Source organism: Pseudomonas sp. SG20056 (genome assembly GCF_031764535.1).
Taxonomy (GTDB): domain Bacteria; phylum Pseudomonadota; class Gammaproteobacteria; order Pseudomonadales; family Pseudomonadaceae; genus Aquipseudomonas.
In genome coordinates, this window is sequence record NZ_CP134499.1 from 1,970,965 (window position 1) to 1,997,536 (window position 26,572).

Consider the following 26,572-nt stretch of genomic DNA (forward strand, 5'->3'; position numbering starts at 1 on the left):
CTACTCCTTATGCCGGTTCACTTCATGTCCGGCAGACGGGCCTCGCTCTTCACTTCGGTGAGGGCTACAGCTTCTGCCGGTACGACCACTTGTTGCTGACGCAACAAGTCACCCATCGCTGCGGTTACCCGGTACATCGAGAACTCTTCGCTAAAGCGTACTTCGCTGTAACGGCGGTTGGCGGTAAAGAGTTCGTTTTCACTGTCCAGCAAGTCGAGCAGGGTGCGTTGGCCCAGGCTGAACTGCTGTTGATAGGCTTCGCGAACACGCGCGGTGTAATCCGCGTAATCACGTGCTTTTGGCGTTTGCAGTCGGGCGTTTTCCATGGCATTCCAGGCCAGGGAAAGGTTTTCGTTAAGTACACGCAGGGCGTTGTTGCGGATGTCCATCGACTCATTGATCTGATGGGCAGTCGATTGCAGGCGCGCCTTGTCGCGCATACCGTTGAACAGGTTGTAGTTCATTACCACAGCCGCACGCCAACCGTTGTTATGACCTTCATCGCCCTGGGTGTTGTTGTCGGCATTGGTGGCTAGCTCAAGATCCACGCGTGGGTAGAAGGTCGATTTGGCAACCTCGTATTGTTTCTCGGCTGCCTGCACATCGGCCTGTGCGGATTTCAGGAAGGGGTTGTTATCGATTACCGCTTGCCGAGCGTCGGTGAGATTTTCCGGCAATGAGCCTTTCAGTGAGGCAGGGGAGGCCAGTTCGTCGGGCATACGACCAACGGCACTGAAGAAGTTGGCTTCGGCATCGGCCAGGTTTACCTGCTCGGTATAAAGGTTGTTCTCTGCCAGCGCCAAACGCGCTTCGGATTGGTCAAGGTCCGCCGTGCTGCCAACGCCTTGTTGGCTGCGCAGGCTGATCTGATCATGAATACGTTGGTGAGCCTGCAGGTTGTTGCGTGCGAGCTCGACCATTTCGCGACGCATCAGTAGGTCCAAATAGACCTCAACGGTACGCAGGGCCAGGCTTTCCGAGGTGCCGAGCAAGCGATAAGCGCGGGAGTTCACAACGGCTTTGGTGCGCGCTACTTCATTGGGTGTATTAAAGCCATCAAAGATCATCTGCCGCAGGCGCAGCTCGGAGGTGCCGTAGGTCAGTGTTTCGGTGTTGTGATTGCCCAGTGCTCGGGTGCTGGGGCTGTCGGTGTTTTCTCGACCATAACCCATCAGCAGGTCGACGGTTGGCAGATAACCGCCTTTAGCAATCTTGACTTCTTCATCCGATGAAAGGCGGCTGTTTGCCCCAGCATGAACCTCCGGGTGGTTGTCCAGCGTGCTCTGGATCGCCTCCGACAAGGTGATGCCTTGTGCCTGGGTACAGACCGCTGCCAGCACGATACTGCTCCATAAAGGGTTGAGTGCGCGCATCTGGTAACTCTCCTTATAAGATTCTCTAAATCCCGTCGCCAAAAAAATGGCTTATCTGTCTTGTGGATTACTCTCAGCCTGTAACATCACAGCTAAGAACAGTTTCAAGCGTAGCTAAGAAAAAATTGTTACAAGCCCTATAAGAAAAAAATCTTATGCAGTCTGCGAAAAGCAGCACATTGTTTTCATCCAGAAGCCGTGCATTTCGTGCTCTTAAGTGGCGTGCGCGGCTAAAACAGATGGTCAGATGCAAATAGGGGCGGGATCTTTCTGGTGTGGTGGGCGACGCGGGTCAGGGTGACAGTTTTTTGTCGTTTTTGTTTTTGAGTGTGACGTCGTTGTAATCAGCCAGTGGCTTTGTTCTCTCCTTGAAAGGTATTCAGACCTTTTTTGGCATACGTGTCGGCGGTGGTCGGCAGTTGTAGTGAGGATGGAATCATGGCTACTTTGATTGGTGTCGTCAGCCAAGTTATCGGCGAAGTCTATGCAGTAGCTGGCGACGGAACGCGTCGGCCACTCAGTGAAGGTGATCGGGTTTTTGCGGGGGAACAAATCGTTACTGGGGCCGCTGGATCTATTGCGGTTGCCATGAGCAATGGGCAGCAACTTACTCTGGGCCGCGATAGCAGCCTGAACCTCAACGAGCAAATGCTCGCAGGCAATTCCAGTCAGCCAGCACCAACCGCAGAAACGCCTCCGGCTGCGCCGAGTGACGGCGATCTGACCGATGTTGAGCAATTACAGGCCGCCATTGAGGCCGGTGTCGACCCGACCCTTGAAGGCGAAGCAACCGCAGCGGGCCCAGGTGCGGGTGGTGCAGGTGGCGCTGGCGGTGTGGGCGGTGGCCATTCCTTTGTATTGCTGGGTGAAACCGGCGGCGCGCTTGATCCGATCATTGGCTTCCCAACCGAAGGGCTGAGCACAGGGCCGGAGTTTCCCGATCCTGAGCCAGTGGTTGCTGATGAGGCGCCGGACTCTTCGCCCACAATTGAAATTATCTACTTCGATCAGGAAGGCTCTGTTGTTACAGGCCCAGGTGTCGTTGAGGAAGCAGCGCTCAACCCCGACGCAGTAACCAACCTTGATGGCCAGGCAGGTTCGAACCCTGGCAGCAACGCAGAAAATGTCTCCGGCTCATTGATCATCAACTCCCCCGACGGTATCTCGGCCATCCAGGTGCTGGACAAGGATGGTGTGTGGATCAACGTGCAAGGCGGTGGGGTGGTTCAGGGCGTTTATGGGCAGTTGGTATTTGATGCTGCCGGCAACTGGACCTACACCCTGGCCGACAACACGCTCAACCATTCCATTCCCGATGCTGTTGGGGCCGATGATCAACTGCTCGACCCGTTCTTTGTTCGTGTGTTTGACGACGATGGTGATGTATCACCCACTGCGCCACTCACAATCGCCATATATGACGATGGTCCCAGCATCCTGCGCTTTGACATTTCTGAGCAGGGAGGACTGCTGGTCGTCGATGAGTCCGTTGGTACCGGCGGCTCGACTAAAGATGAGTCTGGCTACGCGTCAAATAACGATGAAACCGGTTATTCAGGCAGTGAAACCGGCGTTATTGGCTACGCCAGTTTTAACTTGGAAAGTATCTTTTCCCTGGCCGTTGATCCAGGTGCTGATGGTGAAAACCTTGAGGCCAGGACCTTCTCCCTGACCTTGTCGGAAGATGACGCTGACTCGGGCCTTACCGCCACGGCGGGTGGCCCGATCTTGCTGTCGTTTGTTGGTGGTGATGGTGCAGACGCAGGCGACATTCTTGGCATCGCCGACGGCGGCCTGGTGGTGTTCCGTATCAGCATCAACTCAAGCACGGGTACTGTTTCTGTCACCCAATATGCGGCTGTTGATCATGGCGATGACGGTAATAACCACGACACCATGGCTGCCATTGGCGAAGGCCTGGTCGGCGTGACCGTGAAGATCTTCGACAACGATGGCGATTCGGCAACCTCTCCCATCGTCGAGTTGGGATCGCGTATTGGCTTTGAAGATGACGGTCCACAAGCCTGCATATTCCTCAAAGGTCCATGGGCACAAGTAACCCATGATGAAAGCGCAGGGCTACAGAACTTCCTGACCTCTTGGTGGAAACCGGGTGATTGGGATAACGATGTCAGCTTTGTATCAGCATTCAATGGTGTGACTGACAAGGGTGGGGATATCGACCCTACAGGCTTTGCACGTAGCCTGACGCCCATCGTGAGCACATTTGGCAGCAGCTACGGTTCAGATCTTGCCGGTGCCACTACGGTCCTCAGCCTCGAACTGACAGGTGCGTCGGGTAGTGATTCTGGTCTGAAAACCACCGATGGTACCCCCATCAATCTTTACCTCGAAGACGGCTTGGTTGTTGGCCGTGTTGCCAGTGGTGATTTCGCTGGGCAGGCAGCCTTTGCTGTAGCCATCGGTGCCGATGGCTCGATCAGCATTGCCCAATACATGTCGCTGGAACACCCGGTTGGTGGCAGCAGCTATGACGAAGCGGTAACCCTGGCTGGCAAGATCAAGGCCGTGGTTACCGTGACAGACGGTGATGGTGATGTGGCGGTGGATAAAGTCAGCGTCGGCCATGTGATTGGTTTCGAGGATGATGGCCCTGTTGCCAATATCAAATCTGTGCATGGCGTGCGTGTGGTGCATGACGAATCGCATGGTTTGCAGAATGCCACGGCCACCCCAGCACCAGCTGAGGACGCCAACGATAACGACGTAAATGGCATCTCCAGTCTGTTCAACAGTGTTGTGAACAGAGGCGGTGATCTTTCTCCAAAAGGCTATGCGCAAAGCAATGGTCCGTTGGTTTCGACTGCCGGCAGCAGCTATGGGCAGGATCAGGAAGGGGCGACTTCACAGCTCAGCCTGGCAGTGGTCGGCGGTAATGGGGCTGATTCTGGGCTGGCGACCACTGCTGGTTTTGCCATCAAACTCTATGTCGAAAACAATCTGGTGGTTGGGCGTATCGTCGGTGGGCCGGATGCCGGCAAGGCCGCCTTTGCCGTTGCCATTGGCGCGGATGGCACAGTCAGCGTTGCGCAGTACGTATCGCTGGAACATCCAATTGGCGGCAGCAGTTATGACGAAGCAGTAAGCCTGGCCGGCAAAGTGCAGGCAGTGCTGACAGTGACAGATGGTGACGGCGACGTGGCTGTCGATAAGGTCAATATTGGCAGCTCGATTCGCTTCGAAGATGACGGCCCCACTGCGCACATCAATCTCAAAGGCCCTTGGGCTGATGTGACCCACGATGAAAGCGCTGGCTTGCAGAACTTCTGGAACACCTGGGCACTGGGCGATATTACGGACAATGATGTGGCTTACCTGTCGGTATTTGATGGCGTTGCCAACAAAGGTACAGACATCAGCCCGACTGGCTTTGCCAAGAGTGCAACTCCCGTAGTAACTACCCTGGGTAGCAGTTACGGTGAGGACGAAGAGGGTGCGACTGTCCAGCTGAGCTTGGTGGTGAAAAACGGCAATGGCGATGATTCCGGCCTGCGTACCACCAGTGGTTACAGCATTACTTTGCATCTTGAGGGCGCATTGATCGTTGGTCGCATCGTGGGTGGTGCAGATGCCGGCAAGGCCGCATTTGCTATTGCTATCGGTGCCGACGGTTCGCTGAGCGTGGCTCAGTATGTGTCGCTTGAGCATCCGATTGATGGCAGCAGCTTTGATGAAGCCGTCAGTCTGGCGGGCAAGATTCAGGCGGTTGTGACGGTCACTGATGGCGACGGCGATGTAGCGGTTGATAAGGTCGATATTGGTAGCGTGATCCGTTTCGAGGATGACGGCCCCACCGCGAACATCAGCCTGGTGAGAAATGCTGGGGTTACCCACGACGAGTCTGCAGGGCTGCAAAATGCAGTCGCCACTCCACTCATTCCAGGGGATGCCAACGACAATGATGTGGCTGATCTGTCAGCACTCTTTGCTGCGGTTGGTACACCGGGTACTGATCTGGATCCTGTCGGATACGCGCAAAGCAGTGGTGCGGTTGTAAGTGTTGCGGGTAGTAGTGTTGGCCAGGATGAAGAGGGCGCAACAACCGTTCTGAGCCTGGCCCTGCAGGGCAGCAATGGCATGGACTCAGGGCTGAAAACTACAGACGGCTTCACTATCCGTCTGTATGTCGAGGGTGATCTGGTCGTCGGCCGTGTTGATGGCGGCGCCGATATTGGCAAGGCAGCATTTGCCGTAGCGATTGGCACTGACGGCACGCTGAGTGTTGCGCAGTACATCTCCCTTAAACATCCGGATGGCAGCAATGCAGACGAGTCGCTTAGCCTCAGCGGCAAAATCAAAGCAGTGCTGACTGTTACTGATGGCGACGGTGATGTTGCGGTCGACAAAGTCGATATCGGCCATGTGATTCGCTTCGAAGACGATGCCCCAACTGCCGGCCAGGTCACCGCAGCAGTTGTTCTTGATGACGAAGGCCTCCCTGGCGGTATCAATGGTGGTCCGGGCGACGTTGGCGGGGCAGCTACCAGCACCAGTGGGAATTTGGCATTCAATGCCGGCGCTGATGGCCTCAAATCCATCGCGCTCAGCGGTCCGATGAGCCTGGGGTCGGAGGCTGTGACATCCAGCTGGGATGCTCCCTCCAATACCCTGACCATTAGCTCTGCCCGCGGGGCATTGCTGAAAGTGGTGCTCACTGACCCAGCCAGCGGCGCCTACACCATCAACTTGCTGCAACCGCTGATGCACCCTGTCAGTGGTACCGAAGACGATATCACCCTGAATCTCGGTTACACGGTGACTGACGGTGATAACGACTCGGCCACGGGCTCGTTGGTCGTGACGATCGATGACGATACTCCGACCATTCAGGCCGGGAATATTGGTGTGACTTCCTTTGTCACCTTCCAAGGCACCGATGCGGGCTTCAGCAACTCCTATGGTTACTACAACAAGGCGCCAGATGGTTCACCAGTAGACGGCAAAGTGATCTGGGCCAATGTGCATGGCCAATCCGTCGGCGATGTGGCTGACCTCAGTGGTCTGGATCCAGCCAATACCGGCTTTTTTATCATCCCTAATGGCGGAGCCAATCCAGGTTTGGCAAACGGCTCGGTCGTGACCTTCGAGTTTGTCGCTGGTCAGTGGCAGGCTCAGTTGGGTGGTGTGCCGCTAGTGGGAGCGGACGGTGCCAATGTGCTGTTCAGTGATGCCAGTCTGAATCCTGGCGGCTCGCATTTGCAGGATACCGGTAACGCAGGTAATCAGAACTGGGAGGACAAAACACTCACCTCGGATTACGACTACAACGATGTCGGCACTAATGTCACTTGGGGCTCTGCACTGCAGGTTGATGAGTCAACCTTCCATATTGATGTCACGGCTAATTTCAGTGGTGTGTTCAACGTGCAGCCTGGGGCTGATGGTCTACAAAGCCTGACCTATAACCTGAGCGTGCAAAACGCCAACTCAGGTTTGATCGATACCGAAACCAATCAGGAAGTGATCCTTAGCCTGAATGCCGGGGTCATTGAAGGCCGTACTTCAATCAGCAATCAGCTGGTATTTACCCTGAGTGTCAATCCGACAGGCACCGTCACTCTTGATCAGATTCGCGCCATTGTTCATCCAACAGGCGATCCAGATGAAGCCAAGTTCCTTGGCGCGGGGCATGTCAGCTTGAATGCTGTCGTGACTGATGGGGATGGTGATCAGGCCAGCGCCAGTCTTGATATTGGTACGGTCATCAGTTTCAAAGATGACGGCCCGAGTGTGCTACCGAATGCCTTGGTGCAACTCGACGACGACGCCCTTACTAATGGTATTCCGGGTGGCACGAATGATGACGTTGACGCACTAAACGTCAGCGGTACGCTGGGGCTGAACTTTGGTGCTGACGGTGCTGGCAATGTGCAGTGGCTTACCAGCGGTGCGCCTACAGACTTCACCTATTCGGCAGGCCCTGGCGGTTCGTTGTTGATTAGTCAGGGCGCAACCCTGGTGCTGACTGTGACGTTGAATAGCGCGACCGGTGCCTACACCGTTACGCAGAACGCACCAATCCTGCATGCCGATGCTGATCAGGAGAATAATCAGGCCTTTATCCTCAATTATCGGGTTACCGATAAAGATGGAGATACAGCCGACGGGACTTTGGCCATCAATGTAGATGACGATACCCCGGTGGCTCAGGACGATGTGGCCTATGTCAGCACCGGTCAGACCGAGAACATCAATATGGTGTTCGTTCTCGATTTCAGCGGCAGCATCGACAATGACGAGCTGGATCAGATGCTGGATGCTGTACGCACGGCCGGTCAGGAGCTGTTCAACAACGCTGCCGGTGCTGTGCAGATTCAGATCGTGGCGTTTTCACACGACTCGATCGGTTATCCGGTAAGCAGCGATATCACTACGTTTACCGACTTGGTGAACTCGCTTAACCCCTTAGAACTGGGTGGCTCGCGGCCACTGGATAGCACTACTGACTTCACCGATGCAATCCAGCAGACCATGGTTTCCTATGTGCCACAGCCAGGCTGGAACAACCAAGTCGTATTTATCAGTGACGGTAACCCCAATGAACAGACGGGGACCGGAGGCCATTCACTGGCTGACGCAACTGCGGCGGCTTGGAATACCTTTGTCGACACTAACGGAATCACTGTCACTACCATCGGCGTAGGCAACGGCATCATTGATCAGCGTCTAGAAGACGTTGATATGGATGCAGGACCGGACAACGACCCGTTGCGAGCAGGTGACTTTGACGACCTGGTCGACACGCTGCTTGATAACGTGGTGGGCGGCCTGGTCAGTGGCAATGTGCTGCATGGCAGCGACGGTGTCGATAATGGCGGCACTGGTGACGATGATGGCTATGGAGCAGATGGCCCCGGCCGGATCATGTCCATCGAGATCAAAGGCACCACCTATACTTGGGATGGTGTGCTTGATGGCGACCAGATACTGAGCAATATCCCCACCACCCATGGCGGTAAGTTGGACTTCAACTTCGCCACAGGTGCTTGGACCTATAAGGCTCCAAGTAGTGGTGGTGGCGACAAGGTTGAAACCTTCAGCTATGTCATCGTCGATAAGGATGGTGATCCGTCTGAAGCGACTTTGACTGTGTATGTGGAGGATATAAGCCCGGTCATTGCCAAAGTTGTTGAAGACGAATTGCCAGGCGGTATCACTGATGGCGATGGGGAAACTACTATCGCCACCGGCAGCGTCAGCAACTTGGTGGTCGGGCCATCTGTCGGCGTTCTGTTCAGCCTGTCTGGTAATACCAGCGGTTTGGATGGTGCCTCATCCGGTGGGACTCCTCTGGTATACAGCGTGGTTGGCGATATGTTGAGCGCCAAGGCGGGTACGGAGACCGTCTTCACCCTGCAGGTGGAAAGTGACGGTGACTACACCTTTACCTTACTCAAACCACTCGACCACCCATTGGGCAACGGTGATGACGACGAACTGCTGGTGATGAATTTCGCCAGTATTTTGCAGGCCAGCAACGGGGTTAATCCTGTGCCACTGGCGGGCAGCTTCTTGGTACAGATTGAAGACGATGTGCCAACCGCTAGTGCCAATGCACCCGTGCAATTGGACGATGACGCGCTGGCGAATGGCATAGCGGGTGGCCCCGGCGGTACCGACGATGCCGACTCGGTGAATGCCGGTGGCACTTTGCAGCACAACTTCGGTGCTGACGGTGCAGGTACGGTGAAATGGCTAGAATCCGGAGCGCCGGGTGGCTTCACCTACCAGGCAAGCCCGGATGGCTCGCAACTGCTGGTCAAGCAAGGCACCACCACAGTGCTGACGCTGACGCTGAACACCGCTACGGGTGCCTACACCGTCACCCAGAGCGCACCGATCCAACATGCCAATGCCGATTTGGAGAACAACCAGGCTTTCACCCTGAGCTATCAGGTAACCGACAAGGATGGCGACAAGGCTGAGGGCACGCTGTCGATCAACGTCGATGACGATAGCCCGCAAGCATTGAACGATAGTGCCTCGGTTGCCGAAGGCAGTGGCGAGGACTTTAACGTTGCCTTTGTACTGGACTCCAGTGGCAGTATCGACGACGACGAGCTCGAAGAGATGATGGAGGCCGTGCGGGAGGCGGGTGAGGCGCTTTTCAACGGTACCAGTGGCGATGTGAAAATAACCATGGTGGCTTTTTCTACGGGAGCTACTTCCTATGCCCCTGTGACCACTTTGGCCGCTTTCAACGCCCTTGTAGATGACATCATTGATGATCGTCCATTCAACGGTAATACCAACTTCACTGCTGCTGTGGAAGAAACCATGGATGTCTATGCCCCGCTATCGGGCTGGAATAACCAAGTGTTCTTCATTAGTGACGGCAATCCAAATGTGGATACCCAAGGCGGTAATTCGCTGCTCAGCGACACTGCAGATGAGTGGAATGATTTCATTGATAACAACGGAATCAATGTCACCACTATCGGTGTAGGCAATGGCATCAACAATGCTCGTTTGCAGGATGTAGATCTAGATGGTAGCGGTTCGCCGATTTTGGTTGACAACTTCGACGACCTGATCGATACGCTGCTGGGGCAAATTGTTGGAGGCGATGTCAACGGCAATGTGCTGTTGGGTAATGACAATGCTGCTGGGGGCGTGGGTGCCAATGCTGATGATAGTTTTGGCGCTGATGGCGCAGGTCGAATTCTGTCTATCGAAATCAACGGCATTACCTACGCCTGGAATGGCGCTGGCACCATTGACCCGAGTAGTGGGCCGAACATCGCTGGCAATCAGCTGAGCAATATCAGTACGGCGCTGGGAGGCAAGTTGAGCTTCAACTTCGCCACTGGAGCCTGGAGCTATGTCGCACCTGCTTCGGTCAGTGCGGATGTTAGTGAGTCCTTCAACTACGTCATTGTCGACAAGGACGGCGATCCGTCTGGTGCAAATCTGACGGTGACTGTACTGGACGTTAATCAGGCACCGAGTGGCAGCGATGCAACTCTTAGCGTGCTTGAAGACGGTAGTAAGGTGTTCTCCGGTGCAGACTTTGGCTTCAGCGACTCGGACGGCGATAGCTTGATGTCGGTGAAAATTACCGCGTTCAGTGGCGGTGGTACGCTCAGCTACAACGGCGGTGCTGTGCCGGCTGAGATCGCTGTAGGCAATCTCGGTCTGCTGGTGTTCACGCCGGCCGCAAATGCCAATGGCAATGGTTACGCCAATATCACCTTCCAGGTGCGTGACAACGGCGGGGTTGTGAACGGTGGTACGGATCTTGATCCGACGTCGAATCAACTCACTATCGATGTGACACCCGTCAATGATGCACCGGCGGCAACTATCACCAACGCAAGCTACAACGCTACAGAAGGCAGCAGTTTGGTGTTGAGTGGTACTGGTTTGTCGGTAGGGGATATTGATGGCGGAACAGGGCTGAGAACAGTCACTCTGGCAGTTTCTCAGGGAACTTTGAATGTCATTGCGGGCAATAGTGGTGTTACCAACCTGAGTGGTAGTGGGACCTCGCAAGTAACATTCAGAGGCACTCTCAATCAACTGAATAACCTGCTGGGAGGGGTCGATGCGGGTAGTGGTTCGGCTGGCAGCATCAGCTACAGCGCGGTCCACGCACCTGTACTGGCTGCCACACTATTACTAATGATCAATGATGAAGGCCAAGTTGGCGGCGGCGCACTGAGTGTGCTCGATACGGCGACTATCAACATTACAGCGAGTGGTGATAGCACTAGTACCAGTGGTGATGCTGTTCGCACTAACGTCGGCAACGTTTCTGTCGCAATACCGGAATGGGCGTTGCTGTGGGACGATAGCGATCCGGATGGCCGCCTGGATATCACCAGTATCAGCTCCGTTACTGGTGGCGCGGCCTTACATACTGCAGGGACCAGCTTCTACGGAGCGGTCAACTTCAACGATAACAACGGCAATACAGGTGGAGGGAATAGCAACTCGGACTTCGACTACACAGCCTCCTCTGGGGGTGGGGCGAGCGACACCTCCACGGTATCGATCACGCTGGACACCAGTGGTGCTTTGGATGGCACGAATGGCGACAATATTCTGGTCGATGGCCTAGTCGGTGGTCACACCCTCAATGGAGAGAGTGGCAACGACATCCTGATCGGAAACGACGGTAACGACACTCTCAACGGTGGCAATAACAACGACCTATTGGTGGGGGGCAGCGGCGACGATGCTCTCAACGGTGGTTCGGGTACTGATACTGCTGGGTATTTCGATGCCATTAGCGGTGTGACGGTGGACTTGAGTATTGGAACCGCTCAGAACACCGGTGGTGCTGGTTCAGATACGCTGAACTCCATAGAGAACCTTGTCGGCTCGCGCTTCGACGATGTTCTGACCGGTACCAGTGGTACCAATTCATTGGTCGGCCTTGAAGGTGACGACATTTTGATTGGCAATGGTGGTAGCGATACGCTGACCGGTGGTGAGGGTGCCGATACCTTTAAATGGCTTCTAGGTAATACAGGTATCACTACGGTGACCGACTTTGTTAAAGGCGTCGACTCACTGGATCTGTCGCAGTTGCTGGTTGGAGAGGATGATACCACCGGAAGTTTGAGTCAGTACCTGACGTTTGCCTTCAGCACCAACACCACCATTACGGTGGATGCTAACGCTGGAGCCGGTGGCGGAACCGGTCAAACCATTGTCTTGGAGGGGGTCAACTTGCAAGCCGCCTATGGGGCAATGGATGCTGCTGGTGTGATAACTGCGATGTTGGGAGATGACAGCCTCAAAGTAACTGTTTGATCTGAGTACAGATGATTAACCCGCTGTCTTAAAGGCAGCGGGTTTTTTATGTCTTTAGAGTTGAGGCAGCCTAAACGGAATTAGCTCTGTGCCTGCAATTTCTGCAGATACCCCACCACATCTGGTGCACCCGCAAGGCGCAGACCTTCACCCAGTGCTGTGGCTTCGCTGGAGTGTTTGGGTAGCAGAAGAAATTCCGGTGAGCTTGGGCCACCCAGTAGGGATAAGCGCGCATAGGGCAGGCCGTTATCCAGCAGTAGCGCCATAAAGGCAGGATCGCTCCAGGCCGCATTGGGCATACCCAGCACGTGGTAGTGCTGTTGCAGGTTGCTGAGGCCTTGCTCGCTCAAGCGGTAATGGCTGAGTTCGGCCGGCAGGTTGACCTCTAGTTCGCGCCTGCGAGCGTAGGCGATGGCGCAGGCAAAAGCTTCACTGTGATGTTCGCCGGCCCAGAACACACGGTCACCGCGCCAACTGGCTTGGCGCAGGCTGATACGTTCGCCAGCGAGAAAACGTGGTAGCGCCTGGCTGATGGCTTTGACGAAGTCCTTGTAACTGATGATGCGTACCTGGCGGCAGGGTTCGCTGGCGGCGAAAGCCTCGAAGCTGGCGTGGTTGGCTTGCTGAGGGTTGCAGGTCGATAGGCCGTCGATCATGCGCAGATCGAACGATGTCAGCTGCTGTTCTTGCGCTTCAATCACCCGTACCAGCATGGCGTGGGCTTGCGCCTTGTCTTCCTGAACCGGGCCGGAGAGGGCGCTGCGGGGCAGGTCTGTCAGGCGGTGTAGCTGTGGGCCGTCTTGCCAGCAGATACTGTCACGCAGTTGCGGCAAAGGGCTGAAGGGCAGACGAAGCTGGCTGGCGCGCTCGAGTATCTGGCGTTGCCCACGGCCGATAAGGCCTAGCCGTTGCGCTAAGGCACCGAGGCGTGAGCTGAGGGTGGAAGGCTGCTCAGACAGACTCATGGCCAGGTACGAACTCCAAAATCACCATTGCCAGTTTGGCAGAGCCCACAAGGCCCTGCACAGGCTTTATCGGCCGTAGAGACAGGTTTTTTACCGGGCATGCGCACGGCGTATGGCAAAATTGGTGCAATCAGTTGCAAAGGTGCCTCCATGCCCAGTTTGGTGTTTGATATTGCGTTACCGGCCGAGCGCTTGCGTGTGGTCTATCAAGGGCGTGCCAACCGGATATTAGTGCAAAGTCGCGACGGACGGAGCGTCAGTGTGCCGGCCCACCATTTTCGGCCGTTTCTGACCCATGATGGAGTCTATGGTTCCTTCGAACTCGAGTTCAGCGCTGCCGGTGAGTTACTCAGCCTGCGCCGCTTGGGCTGATAGCGCCATGCGCCTCGCCTATCAGGTGCGCAGCCGGCTATAATCGCGGCCTTTGTAACTTTATCGAGCTAAGCCTGCCCATGTATACCCTGGCCCGCGAGCTGCTGTTCAAACTTTCCCCCGAAGCCTCCCATGAACTGTCCATCGACTTGATCGGTGCTGGCGGTCGTCTGGGGCTTAACGGTTTACTGACCAAGAGGCCGGCCGCGCTGCCGGTCAAGGTGATGGGGCTGGAATTCCCCAACCCGGTCGGTTTGGCTGCCGGCTTGGACAAGAACGGCGACGCCATCGATGGTTTTGCTCAGTTGGGCTTCGGTTTTGTGGAAATTGGCACCGTGACGCCGCGTCCGCAGCCGGGTAACCCCAAGCCACGTCTGTTCCGTCTGCCTGAGGCGGAGGCGATCATCAATCGCATGGGCTTTAACAACCACGGTGTAGATCACCTGCTGGCCCGTGTGCAGGCAGCCAAATACAAGGGCGTGCTGGGCATCAATATCGGCAAGAATTTCGATACGCCGGTCGAGAACGCAGTGGATGACTACCTGCTGTGCCTGGACAAGGTCTATCAGTACGCCAGCTACGTCACCGTTAACGTCAGCTCGCCGAATACGCCGGGGCTGCGCAGCCTGCAGTTCGGCGACTCGCTCAAGCAATTGCTCGAAGCCCTGCGTAAGCGTCAGGAAGATCTGGCCGCGCAGTACGGCAAGCGTGTGCCGCTGGCGATCAAGATCGCGCCGGACATGAGCGATGAAGAAACTATCGAAGTTGCCAATGCGCTGGTTGAAGCCGGCATGGATGCGGTGATCGCCACCAACACCACGCTGGGCCGCGAAGGTGTGCATGGTCTGGAGTGTGCCGATGAGGCGGGCGGGCTGTCTGGCGCACCGGTGCGTGAGAAGAGCACGCACATTGTTCAGGTGCTGGCCGGTGAATTGAAAGGCCGTTTGCCGATCATCGCCGTGGGCGGGATTACCGAAGGCAGGCATGCGGCTGAGAAGATCGCTGCAGGTGCCAGCCTGGTACAGATCTACTCGGGGTTTATCTACAAGGGCCCGGCATTGATCCGTGAAGCGGTGGATGCAATTGCGGCGCTGCCACACAAGGCCTGAAACTAAAAAGGGCTCCCTAAAGGAGCCCCTGGGCTCGCGCCCGCCGCTCGGATGGAGCGCGCATGGTGAGTCGGTAGGTTCCTGAATCAGCCGACAGCGTGAAGTTCGTTGAGTCGATGGATGCCGGCGGTGCCGGTCATGCCGTCCCAATTGTCACCGCGGCCTTCGCGCCAGCCGTTTAACCAGGCTTGGCGGACAGAGGGGAGGGTGAATGGACAGAGTTCGCGGGATTTACCACTGATGCCGTATTGATAGCCGCGCAAAAAAGCTCTTTCTAACGGATCACGCTTAAGTCTTCTCATAGGGTGTAGCCCTCAATGTTGACTGTTATGTCCCTTAGACCTTGTAGCAAGGTCAGGCAGAAACGTTCTGCCTACGGAGTCCGCTGCCGGCGTCGCGAGCCTCCTTGCCAGCACCGTTGCAGTGCTGACCTAGGTAGATTTCTAACGAATGCGCGGGTGCCTGTGAATGACCGTTTCGTCATAAGGCCGTAACCTTTTTGAGGGTCGGGCCATAAGGCGTTATGGCAAGTGCCCGGTTTTTTCGCTGCAGCGCCTATGCTGTGGGCGTATGCGTCGGGTGTGCTGGTGTTTTGCTATCGCGAATGAATTGCGATTGAGACTGTTGTTTATTCCGACGAAGGGTCGCGCTGCGACGCTTTGTCACTTATTTTGGCCGTGCCGATTTGTCGGTGCGCCGTTGATTGCCTTAGGCACTGGAAACTCCCATGTCGGATCGTTACGAACTCTTCCTCACCTGCCCCAAGGGTCTTGAAGGCCTGCTGCTCGAAGAAGCCAGCAGCCTCGGCCTTGAAGATGCGCGTGAGCACACCTCGGCCATCCGTGGCATGGCCGACATGGAAACCGCCTACCGTCTGTGCCTGTGGTCGCGCCTGGCCAACCGCGTGCTATTGGTGCTCAAACGCTACAGCGTGCAGGACGCCCAGAGCCTTTATGAAGGCGTGCTGGAAGTTGATTGGTTCGAGCACCTGGAATCCACCGGCAGTCTGGCCGTGGAATTCAGCGGTAACGGCTCGGGTATCGACAACACCCATTTCGGCGCCTTGAAGGTCAAGGATGCCATCGTCGACAAGCTGCGCCTGAAAGACGGTACGCGGCCGTCGGTCGACAAGCTCAACCCGGACCTGCGCATTCATCTGCGCCTGGATCGCGGTGAGGCGATTCTCTCCCTCGATCTCTCCGGCCATAGCCTGCACCAGCGCGGTTACCGCCTGCAGCAGGGTGCTGCACCGCTGAAGGAAAACCTCGCCGCTGCCGTACTGATCCGCGCCGGCTGGCCACGTATCGCGGCAGAAGGCGGCGCATTGGCTGACCCGATGTGCGGCGTCGGCACCTTCCTGGTCGAGGCGGCGATGATCGCCGCCGACATCGCGCCGAATATGACCCGTGAGCAATGGGGCTTCAGCAAATGGCTGGGCCATGTGCCGGCCTTGTGGAAGAAGGTGCACGCCGAGGCCGAAGAGCGCGCAGCAGCAGGTATGGCCAAGCCACCGCTGTGGATTCGCGGTTACGAAGCCGACCCACGGCTGATTCAGCCGGCGCGCAATAACATTGAACGCGCGGGCATGAGCGACTGGGTCAAGGTCTATCAGGGCGAAGTGGCGACCTTCGAGCCGCGTCCAGACCAGAACCAGAAAGGCTTGGTGATCTGCAACCCACCCTATGGCGAGCGCCTGGGTGATGAAGCCAGCCTGCTGTATCTCTACCAGAATCTCGGCGAGCGTCTGCGTCAGGCTTGCATGGGCTGGGAAGCGGCGGTGTTTACCGGCGCGCCAGACCTGGGCAAGCGCATGGGCATCCGCAGCCACAAGCAATACGCCTTCTGGAACGGCGCTCTGCCGTGCAAATTGCTGCTGATCAAGGTGCAGCCCGAGCAGTTCGTCACCGGTGAGCGCCGTACGCCTGAGCAGCGTGAACGCGAGCGTGAGCAGGCTGAGGCCGATAAGGCGCCGCTTGAACCGGTGGAGCGCCAGTACAACAAGAACGGTAACCCGATCAAACCGGCGGCTGCACCGGCTCCGGTGGTCGAACAGGCGCGCCTGAGTGAAGGCGGGCAGATGTTTGCCAACCGCCTGCAGAAGAACCTCAAGCAGCTGGGCAAATGGGCGCGTAAGGAAGGCGTTGAGTGCTACCGCCTGTACGACGCCGATATGCCGGAATATTCCATGGCGGTGGATCTGTATGGCGATTGGGTGCATGTGCAGGAATATGCTGCGCCCAAGTCGATTGACCCTGAGAAAGCCAAGGCGCGCATGTTCGACGCCATTGCCGCGATTCCGCAGGCGCTGGGCGTCGACAAGAGCAAGGTGGTGATCAAGCGCCGCGAACGCCAGAGCGGTACCAAGCAGTACCAGCGCCAGGCCACTCAGGGCCAGTTTATGGAAGTCAGCGAGGGCGGCGTAAAGCTGCTGGTCAACCTCACCGATTACCTGGATACCGGGCTGTTCCTCGATCACCGTCCGCTGCGCCTGCGCATTCAGAAAGAGGCCGCCGGCAAGCGCTTCCTCAACCTTTTCTGCTACACCGCCACCGCGACTGTGCATGCGGCCAAGGGCGGCGCGCGTACCACCACCAGCGTCGACCTGTCGAAAACCTATCTGGACTGGGCGCGGCGCAACCTGTCGCTCAATGGCTATTCGGACAAGAACCGCCTGGAGCAGGGTGACGTGATGGCCTGGCTGGCCGAAGACCGTGGCGAATACGAGTTGATCTTTATCGACCCGCCGACCTTCTCCAACTCCAAGCGCATGGAAGGCATCTTCGACGTGCAGCGCGACCATGTGCAAATGCTCGATCTGGCCATGGCCCGCCTGACCAAGGACGGTGTGTTGTATTTCTCCAACAACTTCCGCAAGTTTGAGCTCGATGAGAGCCTGGCGGCGCGGTATCAAGTGGAAGAAATCAGCGCTTCGACCCTGGATCCAGATTTCGCCCGCAACCCGAAAATCCACCGCGCCTGGCGGTTTAGCCTGCGCGGTTGACCCGTGCGCGCGCCTGCTGACAGGCGCGCCGGGTTAAGCCTTGTTGCGGATCAGCGCTCGCAATGCGAAGCGATTCGGATGGCAGGCTTGCGCCACGTCGGCGGGCACGGGTAACGGCTCGTTGTTCAGCCAAGCGGCGATCAGCTCGCCGGACAGCGGCGCGGTAATCAGCCCGCGTGAGCCATGCCCGCTGTTGATATATAGGCCATCCAGCCAGGGGCAGGGTATTTCTGGCACTTGGCGGGCATCCTTGCTTAGCACCGCATAGGCCTCGGCAAAGGCGGCGGCGTCAGCTAACGGGCCGACAATCGGTAGATAGTCCGGGCTGGTACAGCGAAACGCGGCGCGGCCTTGCAGGTGTTCGGGGTTGAGTGCTGCGGCGTTTAGTGCGCCGGAAAGCTCGGCTGATATCTCGTCCAATAACTGCAGATTGCTTGCGTGATCGGCGCTGTTCAGCGTCATATCATCACTGTTGAAATCGAAGCTCGCACCCAGGGTGTGTTCATCCTGGCGTGCCGGCGCAACGTAGCCCTCGGCGCATACCACAGTGTTCAATGCGCGACTGGCTGCGGTGGCTGGTAAGCGAGTGATCTGCCCGCGAATGCGCTTAAGCGGTAAGCCTGCGCTTTGGGTAAACCCTTTGATCTCGGCGGCACTGGCCAACACCACCACGCTGGCGCTGGCCAGCAACTGCTCGCCATTCCAGGCCTGCCAGTTGTCACCGTTACGACGCAGCTCCAAGGCTTCCTGATGCAGTAGCAGCTGGATAGTCGGCTGCTGGCTAAGCAGTGCACACAGCGCAGGTGGATGCACCCAACCCGCCTCTGGGTAGAACAGACCGCCGGCGGGCAGGGCTATGCCGGCTTTGGCTTCGGCGGCGCTTCTGTCCAGGTTCGTCAGCAAATCGGCCGGAAAGGCCGCAGCGAGTTGCGTTTGGCGCTGCGCTTCTTTGGAATCGAAAGCCAGTTGCAGTACGCCGCAGTTATCCCAGTCCTGGCCTTTGTGCAGGCGCTCCAGCAGCCGGCGTGTATGGCCGAAGCCGCTGACGATCAGACGTGACAGCGTGGTGTGATGGGCTGAGAGCTTGAGGTAGAGCACGCCTTGCGGGTTGCCCGAGGCTTCCTGGGCAATGGCGCCGTGCCGCTCCAGTAGGGTGACCTGCCAGCCGCGCTGGGCCAGGCTGGCGGCAGTGGCGCAGCCGGCCAGGCCTGCGCCGATCACCAGTGTGCTGCGCTCGCCAACCGGTTGCGGCGGGCGGGCAAACCAGGGCTTTTCGGTCGCCTCGGCTGTACCAACAAAGACACCTTTAAGCACTTCCCATTTCTTGCCCAGGCCCGGCACACGCTTCATCTTGAAGCCGGCATCGTTCAGGCGACGGCGTACATAGCCAGTGCTGGTGAAGGTGCCCAGGGTGGTGCTGGCGTGGGACAGTCGGGCCAGTTCGGCGAACAGTTCGGGCGTCCACATATCCGGGTTTTTCGCCGGCGCAAAGCCATCGAGAAACCAGGCGTCGACCTGAGCATCCAGTTGCCCGAACAGCTCACGTGCATCGCCAATCAGCAAGGTTAGAACAATGCGTCCGTCGGCAAATACCAGGCGCTGAAAGCCCGGGTGCAGCGCCACGTACTGCGCCAGCAGCTGTTCGGCATAAGGCGCCAGTTCTGGCCACAGCGCCAGTGCGCGCTGCAGGTCAGCACAGTTCAGCGGGTACTTTTCCACGCTGACAAAATGCAGGCGCGCAGTTGCCGTGGCGTGCTGCTCGAACAGCTGCCAGGCGCATAGGAAGTTCAGCCCGGTGCCGAAGCCTGTTTCGCCAATCACCATCTGCTGATCGGCCGTCAGCGCGGCAAAGCGTTCCGGCAGTTGGTTGTTGGCGAGAAACACGTAGCGGGTTTCGGCCAGCGCGTTCTCGTTGGAGAAGTACACGTCGGCGAATTGGCTGGACAATGGCTGGCCCTGCTCATCCCACTCAAGGCTAGCTTGCTGGGTTGGGGCGTCAGGTACGGAGGGCATGCGCGGCTCGGTCACAGGTAGTCGATGGCAACGATGTACCAGGTCTTCTCGCCGCTCGGGGTTTGCACCCGCACTTCGGCGTCCAGGCTTTTGCCGATCAGGGTGCGGGCCAGGGGCGAGTCGATGCTGATCAGGTTGTTTTTCAGGTCCAGCTCATCCGGGCCGATGATGCGGTAGCGCGACTCGATGCCGTCCTCATCTTCCAGGGTGACCCAGGCGCCGAAGTAGACCTTATCCGGATCGCTGGGCCGGGCGCTGACGACCTTGAGGTTTTCCAGGCGCTTGGTCAGAAAACGTACGCGGCTGTCGATTTCGCGCAGCATCTTCTTGCCGTAGGTGTATTCGGCATTCTCCGAGCGGTCCCCCTGCGCGGCAGCTTCACTGACCGACTGGGTAACCTGGGGGCGGCGTACATGCCACAGCTCATGCAGCTCGGCGCGCATGCGCGCCGAGCCCTCGGGGGTGATCAAGGGCGTGCCGGCGGAGCGGGGTGGGCGATAACGGCTCATGGTTCAGCTTGCTGAGGGTGGTGCGCGAGTTTATCAGCCCTCGCGCAGTACCGTCAGCGGGCTGATATTCAGGGCGCGGCGGGTACCGAGAACACCGGCCGTACCCACCAGCAGTGCGCCAATCAGCGGCAGCAGAAGCAGCCAGGGATGCGGTTGCCAGGCGAGGTCGAAGGCAAATCGATAGAGCAGGAAGCTGATCAGCTCACAACCAAAGGCCGCCAGCAGGCCGCTGGATGCGCCAAGCAGACCGAATTCGGCGCGGCGCGCCTTGATCAGCAGCTTGCGCTCGGCACCCAGCGCGCGCAGCAGAGCGCCCTGGCGAATGCGTTCATCCAGGGTCGCTTGCAGCCCGGCGAACAGCACTGCGAGGCCAGCAGCCAGCACGAACAGCAGAACAAACTCGATGGCCAGGGTGACCTGGGCGAGAATGCTGCGCAGTTGTTCCAGCAGCGCCTCGACCTGCAGCAAGGTCACGGCCGGGAAGGCACGCGACAGCTCAACCAGTTGCTTTTCGTACTGCGGCGGCAGGTAGAAACTGGTCAAGTAGGTGACCGGTAGATCCTGCAGGGTGCCGGGCTGGAAGACCATATAGAAGTTGGGCTGGAAGTTATTCCAGTCCACTTCACGCAGGCTGCTGACCACCGCATCGCGGTTAAGGCCGCCGACGCTAAAGCTCAAGCGGTCGCCGAGTTTCAGTTGCAGGCTTTCGGCCAGTTCGGACTCCACCGATACGCCCGGTAATTCGCTGGTATTGGCATCCGTCCACCAGTTACCGGCGATCAAGTTGTTATCCGCTGGCAAATCCTCGGCCCATGTCAGGCTTAGGTCGCGGCGAATCGCGCGCTCGCCCTGGGATTCCTTGCTGACGATCTGTCGCACTGGTTCGCCATTGATCATCACCAGTCGACCGGGCACCACGGGGAACAGTGGCGCGGGATGCGGTGATAGTTCATTAAGGCGAGCGGCGAAGGCGTCCTTGTCTGCCGGCAGGATATTCAGGGCGAAGTGGTTAGGCGCATTTTCGGGCAGCTGATCCTGCCAGGTGTCGAGCAGTTCGCCACGCAGCAAGGCGATCAGCGCCATGGCCAGAATGATCAGGCCGAAAGCCAGCGACTGTCCGGCTGCAGCCAGTGGGTGACGCAACAATTGGCCCAGGCCCAGCCTCCAGGGCAGTGAAGCGCCGGCCAGCATACGGCGTAGACTTTGCAGGCCGAGCAGCAGCAATCCACCCAGTAGTAGTGCGGTGACCAGGCCTCCACCGAGCAGGGCGAAGGTCAGCTGCAGATCAAGGCTCAAGCGCCACATGATCAAGCCGAGTGCCAGCAAGGCGGCGCCATACACCAGCCAGGAGCTGGCCGGCACCGGCAGCATATCGCGACGCAGGACTCGCAACGGCGGCACACGGCCGAGTGCCGCCAGTGGCGGCAAGGCGAAGCCTGCGAGGGCGACCAGTCCGGTAGCCATGCCGGCCAGTGCGGGCCACAGCCCGCCAGGCGGAATCTGCGCTGGGAGCAGGTTCTGTAGCATATTGAACAGAGCCAGCTGAGCCAGCCAGCCCAGTAATGCGCCGATCAGGCTGGCGGTAATCCCCAGCAGCGCCAGTTGCAGGCTGAACAGGCCGAGTGCCTGGTTACGGGACAGCCCCAAGCAGCGCAGCAGTGCACTGGCATCGAAACGCCTGGCGGCAAAGCGTGCTGCCGAAAGGGCCACGGCCACCCCGGCCAGTAGCACGGCGGCCAGGCTGGCGAGGTTCAGATAGCGTTCGGCGCGGCCCAGGGCGCTGCCGACCTGGCGATTGCCATCTTTGGCATCTTCCAGGCGCTGGTTGGGGGCGAGGGTGATGCCCTGGCGATACTGCGCCAATGCATCCGCCTCACCGCGCCATAACTCCTGATAACGCACGCGGCTGCCTGGCTGCACCACGCCGGTGGCGGCGAGGTCATCCAGGTGCATCAGCAGGTGCGGCGTCAAGCTGTAGAAATCACCGGCTTCATCCGGGAGGAAGGTCAATACACGGGTCAGGCGCAGGGTTTTTGCGCCGACCTCGACGCTGTCGCCGGGTTTCAGATTGAGTGCGACAAACAGACGGGCTTCGGCCCAGGCTTCACCGGGCTGCGGGCCGGTGCCGATTTGTTCAGTGTCATACAGCGCGGCGGCACTCTTCAGTTCGCCCCGCAGCGGGTAAGCGCTGTCCGCTGCCTTGATGCTGGCCAGTTGGATGCCGGCATCGCTGGCCACCACGCTGGAGAACTCGACCAGCTGCGCGTGTTCCAGCCCCAGCTGTTTACCTGTGCTGATCTGCTCGGGTGTGCTGGGCGAGCTGCCGGTCAGGCGCAGGTCGGCAGCAAGAAATTCGGTGGCACGCAGCAGCATGCCGTCGTTCAGGCGTGCACTGAAATAACCGATGGCCGTGCTGGCGGCGACCGCTATCAGCAGGGCGAAAAACAGCACGCGCAACTCACCGGCGCGGGCATCGCGCAGTAACTGACGGCTAGCGAGGGAGAGCAGGCGGGTAAATGGCAGCTGTTTCATCAAGGTTCCACGTGGTCGACCAGGTGGCCGCCTTCCAAGCGGATCAGGCGTTGGCAGCGGTGCGCCAGGCGCTCGTCATGGGTAACCAGTACCAGGGTCGCGCCGCGCTCCTGGTTCAGTTCGAACAACAGGTCGCTGATGCGCTCGCCGGTGTGGCTGTCGAGGTTGCCGGTGGGCTCGTCGGCAAACAGCACCGCAGGCTCGGCGGCAAAGGCGCGGGCGATGGCCACGCGTTGCTGTTCGCCACCCGATAGTTGCCGTGGGTAATGGGTCAGACGTTGGCCCAGGCCGACCCGTTCGAGCAGGGTGCGGGCGCGCTGGCGGGCATCGGCATGGCCCTCAAGCTCCAGCGGTAGCATGACGTTTTCCAGGGCATTCAAACTGTCGAGCAACTGGAAGGACTGAAAGACGAAACCGACGTGCTCAGCGCGAACGCGCGCACGCTGATCTTCATCGAGGCTGGCCAGGTCGTTGCCAGCCAATACCACGCTGCCGCTACTGGGCAGGTCGAGCCCGGCGAGCAGGCCGAGCAGGGTGGATTTACCCGAACCGGAGCTGCCGACAATCGCCAGGCTGCCACCGGAAACCAGCTCCAGTGACAGATCATGGAGTATGGTGAGTTCGCCTTCCGTGCTGGGGACCACTTTGCTAAGGTTTCGCGCGGTGAGAATACTTGAGCTCATGGAGAATCCAATGCGTAAGTGGTTGATCGGTACTGCCCTGAGCCTGCTGCTGTGGGGGCCTGCGGCGTTCGCGGGTACCGTACTGGTCGTCGGCGATAGTATCAGCGCGGCTTTTGGCCTGGATACCCGCCAGGGGTGGGTCGCTTTGCTGGAAAAACGCCTGGCGGAGGAGGGTTTTGAGCATCAGGTGGTCAATGCTTCGATCAGCGGCGATACCAGCGCAGGCGGCGCCGCACGGCTGCCTGCGCTGCTTGCAGAGCATCAGCCGGAGCTGGTGATTATCGAGTTGGGAGGCAACGATGGCCTGCGTGGCCAGCCCCCGGCGCAATTGCAACAAAACCTTGCGGCCATGGTGCAGGCATCGCAGCAGAAGGGCGCCAAGGTGCTGATCCTTGGCATGCAGCTACCGCCCAATTACGGTGTGCGCTACACCACGGCGTTCGCTGAGGTGTTCCCCAAGGTGGCGCAGGCGCATGACGCTGCCCTGGTGCCTTTCGTGCTGGAGGGCGTAGGTGGTGTGCCTTCGCTGATGCAAAACGACGGCATTCACCCCACTGCCGAAGCGCAACCCAAGCTGCTGGAAAACGTCTGGCCGACCCTGAAACCTTTGCTCTGACAGGCTTTTCTGCACCGTGCCTTTCGGCTAATGTGGCGGCCCCGCACTGGAGCCCTCAATGCCGCGCCCTGCCTGGTCCTTACACGCCTATCAACTGATCGAGCCCGACGAACAGCTTGACCTGTTCGCCTGCCGCGAAGTGCGCGTGCATCTGCTGGCGCGTCAGCTTGAGTTGGGTCAGTTTGCCGATCGCACATTGTGCGGTGGTTTACTGCCCGCGCAGCCAGTGTGGCGCGACCTGGATAAGACAATGCTGCGTGATAAGCGCTTGTGTCCGGCGTGCCGGGCCACACTTGAGGCGCAGAAACGCGGCGATCGCCCAGCATTGCCGGGGCGTTGAGCTATCCAAGCGGCTGATCAATCGGTGTACAATCGCTTCTTACTTTTACCAACCATTTTCGTCAGGAATTTCCGGATGTTGTCGCGTGCCCTTGCCGTCACCCGCTGCCTGCCGCTTGCCGCTGTCTTCGCGGTAGCCTCTGCCAATGCCCTTGAGTTTCCTCTGCCATCACCTGGCGAGGATATCGTTGGCGAAGTGCAGGTGATCAAGGCCAAGTATGAAGATACCTTTGCCGATCTGGGTGTAGTCAATGATCTGGGTTATCTGGAGATGGTTGTGGCTAATCCGGGTGTTGATCCTTGGCTTCCGGGTGCAGGCAACGAGATTATTTTGCCGACGCGCTACATCCTGCCGCCTGGTCCGCGCGAAGGCATCGTGATCAACCTTGCGGAATACCGCCTGTACTACTACCCGAAAGGTCGTAACGTGGTTTACACCTATCCACTTGGCATTGGTCGCGAAGGCTGGAGTTCGCCGGTTGCCAATGCGCGTATCACGGCCAAAACGCCTAACCCAGGCTGGACTCCACCCAAGTCGATCCGCGAAGAGCATGCTGCCGATGGCGATCCGTTGCCGGCTTACGTGCCGCCAGGCCCTAATAATCCGCTTGGCCCATACAAGTTAGGTTTGTCGGTGCCGGGTTACCTGATCCATGGCTCCAATAAGAAGTTTGGTATTGGTATGCGGGTAAGTCATGGTTGTTTCCGCATGCTCAACCACAACGTACTGAAGCTGGCATCGATGGTTTCCGTGGGTACTTCGGTGCGCATTATCAACGAGCCTTACAAGTTCGGTCGCAGTGGCGGTAAGGTTTATCTGGAAGCGCACGCACCTTTGGATGATTCTGGTGATGCTTCGGTTGTCGATAAACACACCGCTGTAATCAACGCACTGCTGAAAAATGATCAGTTTGCCGACCTGCGTCTGGACTGGGAAATGCTGCGCGAAGTAGTTGCTGCTGAAGACGGTTTGCCGGTTGAAATTGCTCAACCTGATCAGGCCATGGCGGCGAGTGAGCCTGCTATCTGACTTCAGTTTGTTCAAAGAGCCCGTTATGCGTAAGCGCTGACGGGTTTTTTATTGCCTGTTGAAGGGCGACGTATTCTCTTGGCAATAAAAAAGCCGACCCAGAAACTGGGTCGGCTTGTCATAGCCTTGTGAGCTATTACTTGCGGCTGGCTTTTTCCAGCATACGCAGAGCGCGCTCATTGGCTTCGTCAGCAGTTTGCTGAGCCTTCTGAGCAGCAGCCATAGCGTCATCAGCCTTACGGTAGGCTTCGTCGGCACGGGCTTGAGCGCGAGCGGCTGCATCTTCAGTTGCAGTCAGACGAGCTTCAGTTTCTTTGGACATGCTGCTGCAACCGGTAGCCAGAACTGCGGCCAATGCCAGAGCAGAGAATTTCAGAACGTTGTTCATCGTGTTCCCCTTGAGGTGGAGTTTTTCCATAAAAGCAATTTCCTGATGGTAGGAAATTAGCCGGCGTACATACTACCTGTAACTTGTAGTAAGTAAACGGAGGCAAGGCAAGCCGCCAGAGTTTTTTTCTGCTTAATGCATAGTCGGCCGCCTATTCGGTATCTTTTGGTTAAAAAACAATCAGTTCTAGGGCGTTTGGCAGTTCTTTGCGCAGTGCTTAAGAGCACTTTTCTAGCTGCGCGGACTGTTGAAGGTGGCTGATAAGTGAGGCCGTAGTTTTTCATGCGTGAATTGCCAGAGGGAGCAGGGTCTACATGCATCGCTGACAGAGGCAACCCTTGGCTTGTGTGAGTATCGAAATACCCTGCCAGGCGATCTAAGTTATTGATTCGCGTGACCTCGCAGGTTTTGGCCTGATAAGCTCGTAGTAATTGCCTACAACTTAATAGGTGCAAGGTGCTGTAACCCGATGGCTGCAGAAGCGAAAACGGGTTGCGTGAGTTAACAGAGGAGTTGCGATGAGCGAGGCGTTGTCCATTCACCATGACCTGGCAGGCCATCAATTCGAGACCACAGTGGATGGTGATCGGGCATACCTGGCCTATATGGATCTTGGGAAGCAAACCCTGGATATCTATCGCACCTTCGTGCCCAATTCGTTGCGTGGGCGCGGGATCGCGGCGGCGTTGACCGAGCATGCGCTGCAGTATGCCGAGCGGCTAGGCTATACGGTGATTCCTTCATGTTCCTACGTAGAGCGCTACATGGTCCGCCGTCAGCGTCAGGCGGATAAAAGCTGAGTGAAACAGACAAGAAAAAGGCCAGTCAGTGACTGGCCTTTTTTATATCTGTCTTTGTGCCTG

Annotated in this window: 16 protein-coding genes; 8 read left to right on the forward strand and 8 right to left on the reverse strand. The window is 57.9% G+C overall.

Going from position 1 to position 26,572, the window contains the following annotated elements; genetic code table 11:
* Positions 1-17: 17 nt before the first annotated feature.
* Positions 18-1,373, reverse strand: a complete 1,356-nt coding sequence (locus tag RHP75_RS09565; RefSeq protein ID WP_311091611.1) for a TolC family outer membrane protein — start codon at positions 1,371-1,373, stop codon at positions 18-20.
* A gap of 438 nt (positions 1,374-1,811) precedes the next feature.
* Here RHP75_RS09565 and RHP75_RS09570 point away from each other — a divergent pair, with 438 nt between their 5' ends.
* A complete protein-coding gene (locus tag RHP75_RS09570; RefSeq protein WP_311091612.1) occupies positions 1,812-12,152 on the forward strand; it encodes a retention module-containing protein in 10,341 nt (3,446 codons plus the stop codon).
* Positions 12,153-12,232: 80 nt separating this feature from the next.
* On the opposite strand, the gene RHP75_RS09575 is transcribed toward RHP75_RS09570, so the two are convergent.
* Positions 12,233-13,117 (reverse strand): DUF6685 family protein, encoded by an 885-nt coding sequence (locus tag RHP75_RS09575; protein ID WP_311091613.1) that lies wholly within the window; start codon positions 13,115-13,117, stop codon positions 12,233-12,235.
* Between the two features lie 150 nt (positions 13,118-13,267).
* On the opposite strand from RHP75_RS09575, the gene RHP75_RS09580 reads away from it, so the two are divergent.
* Together RHP75_RS09580 and RHP75_RS09585 are read left to right on the forward strand one after the other, a co-directional pair.
* The gene (locus RHP75_RS09580) at positions 13,268-13,489 is read left to right on the forward strand and encodes a DUF2835 domain-containing protein (protein ID WP_311091614.1); all 222 of its coding nucleotides are present in this window, start codon (positions 13,268-13,270) and stop codon (positions 13,487-13,489) included.
* A gap of 80 nt (positions 13,490-13,569) precedes the next feature.
* Positions 13,570-14,598 carry a quinone-dependent dihydroorotate dehydrogenase gene (locus RHP75_RS09585; RefSeq protein ID WP_311091615.1) on the forward strand — a complete coding sequence of 343 codons (1,029 nt, stop codon included), beginning with the start codon at positions 13,570-13,572 and terminating at the stop codon, positions 14,596-14,598.
* A gap of 86 nt (positions 14,599-14,684) precedes the next feature.
* Here RHP75_RS09585 and rmf read toward each other — a convergent pair whose 3' ends face one another.
* Entirely contained in the window at positions 14,685-14,900 is a 216-nt protein-coding gene (gene rmf / locus RHP75_RS09590) for a ribosome modulation factor (protein WP_090255928.1), read from the reverse strand.
* Between the two features lie 425 nt (positions 14,901-15,325).
* Here rmf and rlmKL point away from each other — a divergent pair, with 425 nt between their 5' ends.
* Positions 15,326-17,599 carry a bifunctional 23S rRNA (guanine(2069)-N(7))-methyltransferase RlmK/23S rRNA (guanine(2445)-N(2))-methyltransferase RlmL gene (rlmKL, locus tag RHP75_RS09595; protein WP_311091617.1) on the forward strand — a complete coding sequence of 758 codons (2,274 nt, stop codon included), beginning with the start codon at positions 15,326-15,328 and terminating at the stop codon, positions 17,597-17,599.
* Positions 17,600-17,632: 33 nt separating this feature from the next.
* On the opposite strand, the gene mnmC is transcribed toward rlmKL, so the two are convergent.
* From mnmC to RHP75_RS09615, 4 genes are read right to left on the reverse strand one after another with little or no spacing between them, the layout of a single operon-like run.
* The gene (gene mnmC, locus RHP75_RS09600) at positions 17,633-19,612 is read right to left on the reverse strand and encodes a bifunctional tRNA (5-methylaminomethyl-2-thiouridine)(34)-methyltransferase MnmD/FAD-dependent 5-carboxymethylaminomethyl-2-thiouridine(34) oxidoreductase MnmC (RefSeq protein ID WP_311091618.1); all 1,980 of its coding nucleotides are present in this window, start codon (positions 19,610-19,612) and stop codon (positions 17,633-17,635) included.
* 11 nt (positions 19,613-19,623) lie between these two features.
* A complete protein-coding gene (gene greB, locus RHP75_RS09605; protein ID WP_311091620.1) occupies positions 19,624-20,121 on the reverse strand; it encodes a transcription elongation factor GreB in 498 nt (165 codons plus the stop codon).
* A gap of 33 nt (positions 20,122-20,154) precedes the next feature.
* Positions 20,155-22,653, reverse strand: a complete 2,499-nt coding sequence (locus tag RHP75_RS09610) for an ABC transporter permease (RefSeq protein WP_311091621.1) — start codon at positions 22,651-22,653, stop codon at positions 20,155-20,157.
* Positions 22,653-23,336 carry an ABC transporter ATP-binding protein gene (locus tag RHP75_RS09615; protein WP_167144446.1) on the reverse strand — a complete coding sequence of 228 codons (684 nt, stop codon included), beginning with the start codon at positions 23,334-23,336 and terminating at the stop codon, positions 22,653-22,655. Before RHP75_RS09615 ends, RHP75_RS09610 begins: the two co-directional genes overlap by 1 nt.
* 10 nt (positions 23,337-23,346) lie before the next feature.
* On the opposite strand from RHP75_RS09615, the gene RHP75_RS09620 reads away from it, so the two are divergent.
* The 3 genes from RHP75_RS09620 (at position 23,347) to RHP75_RS09630 (ending at position 25,321) form a co-directional block, all read left to right on the forward strand.
* Positions 23,347-23,952, forward strand: coding sequence for an arylesterase (locus RHP75_RS09620; RefSeq protein WP_311091624.1), 606 nt, complete (start codon positions 23,347-23,349; stop codon positions 23,950-23,952).
* Positions 23,953-24,010: 58 nt separating this feature from the next.
* Positions 24,011-24,292, forward strand: a complete 282-nt coding sequence (locus tag RHP75_RS09625) for a hypothetical protein (protein WP_269380922.1) — start codon at positions 24,011-24,013, stop codon at positions 24,290-24,292.
* Between the two features lie 75 nt (positions 24,293-24,367).
* Positions 24,368-25,321: a L,D-transpeptidase family protein gene (locus tag RHP75_RS09630; protein ID WP_311091901.1), complete on the forward strand. Its 954-nt coding sequence runs from the start codon at positions 24,368-24,370 to the stop codon at positions 25,319-25,321.
* A 136-nt stretch (positions 25,322-25,457) separates the two neighbouring features.
* On the opposite strand, the gene oprI is transcribed toward RHP75_RS09630, so the two are convergent.
* The gene (gene oprI / locus RHP75_RS09635; RefSeq protein WP_090242095.1) at positions 25,458-25,709 is read right to left on the reverse strand and encodes an outer membrane lipoprotei OprI; all 252 of its coding nucleotides are present in this window, start codon (positions 25,707-25,709) and stop codon (positions 25,458-25,460) included.
* A gap of 518 nt (positions 25,710-26,227) precedes the next feature.
* On the opposite strand from oprI, the gene RHP75_RS09640 reads away from it, so the two are divergent.
* On the forward strand, positions 26,228-26,509 hold the full coding sequence (locus RHP75_RS09640; RefSeq protein WP_311091627.1) for a GNAT family N-acetyltransferase: 282 nt from the start codon (positions 26,228-26,230) through the stop codon (positions 26,507-26,509).
* Positions 26,510-26,572 lie beyond the last annotated feature (63 nt).

Bases quoted from the DNA above. Each gene is read 5' to 3' on its own strand.
- mnmC (WP_311091618.1), bottom strand. From the start codon at position 19,612: ATGCCCTCCGTACCTGACGCCCCAACCCAGCAAGCTAGCCTTGAGTGG.
- RHP75_RS09640 (WP_311091627.1), top strand. From the start codon at position 26,228: ATGAGCGAGGCGTTGTCCATTCACCATGACCTGGCAGGCCATCAATTC.
- rmf (WP_090255928.1), bottom strand. From the start codon at position 14,900: ATGAGAAGACTTAAGCGTGATCCGTTAGAAAGAGCTTTTTTGCGCGGC.
- rlmKL (WP_311091617.1), top strand. From the start codon at position 15,326: ATGTCGGATCGTTACGAACTCTTCCTCACCTGCCCCAAGGGTCTTGAA.
- RHP75_RS09575 (WP_311091613.1), bottom strand. From the start codon at position 13,117: ATGAGTCTGTCTGAGCAGCCTTCCACCCTCAGCTCACGCCTCGGTGCC.
- RHP75_RS09630 (WP_311091901.1), top strand. From the start codon at position 24,368: ATGTTGTCGCGTGCCCTTGCCGTCACCCGCTGCCTGCCGCTTGCCGCT.
- RHP75_RS09620 (WP_311091624.1), top strand. From the start codon at position 23,347: ATGCGTAAGTGGTTGATCGGTACTGCCCTGAGCCTGCTGCTGTGGGGG.
- RHP75_RS09570 (WP_311091612.1), top strand. From the start codon at position 1,812: ATGGCTACTTTGATTGGTGTCGTCAGCCAAGTTATCGGCGAAGTCTAT.
- greB (WP_311091620.1), bottom strand. From the start codon at position 20,121: ATGAGCCGTTATCGCCCACCCCGCTCCGCCGGCACGCCCTTGATCACC.
- RHP75_RS09585 (WP_311091615.1), top strand. From the start codon at position 13,570: ATGTATACCCTGGCCCGCGAGCTGCTGTTCAAACTTTCCCCCGAAGCC.
- RHP75_RS09625 (WP_269380922.1), top strand. From the start codon at position 24,011: ATGCCGCGCCCTGCCTGGTCCTTACACGCCTATCAACTGATCGAGCCC.
- RHP75_RS09610 (WP_311091621.1), bottom strand. From the start codon at position 22,653: ATGAAACAGCTGCCATTTACCCGCCTGCTCTCCCTCGCTAGCCGTCAG.
- RHP75_RS09580 (WP_311091614.1), top strand. From the start codon at position 13,268: ATGCCCAGTTTGGTGTTTGATATTGCGTTACCGGCCGAGCGCTTGCGT.
- oprI (WP_090242095.1), bottom strand. From the start codon at position 25,709: ATGAACAACGTTCTGAAATTCTCTGCTCTGGCATTGGCCGCAGTTCTG.
- RHP75_RS09565 (WP_311091611.1), bottom strand. From the start codon at position 1,373: ATGCGCGCACTCAACCCTTTATGGAGCAGTATCGTGCTGGCAGCGGTC.
- RHP75_RS09615 (WP_167144446.1), bottom strand. From the start codon at position 23,336: ATGAGCTCAAGTATTCTCACCGCGCGAAACCTTAGCAAAGTGGTCCCC.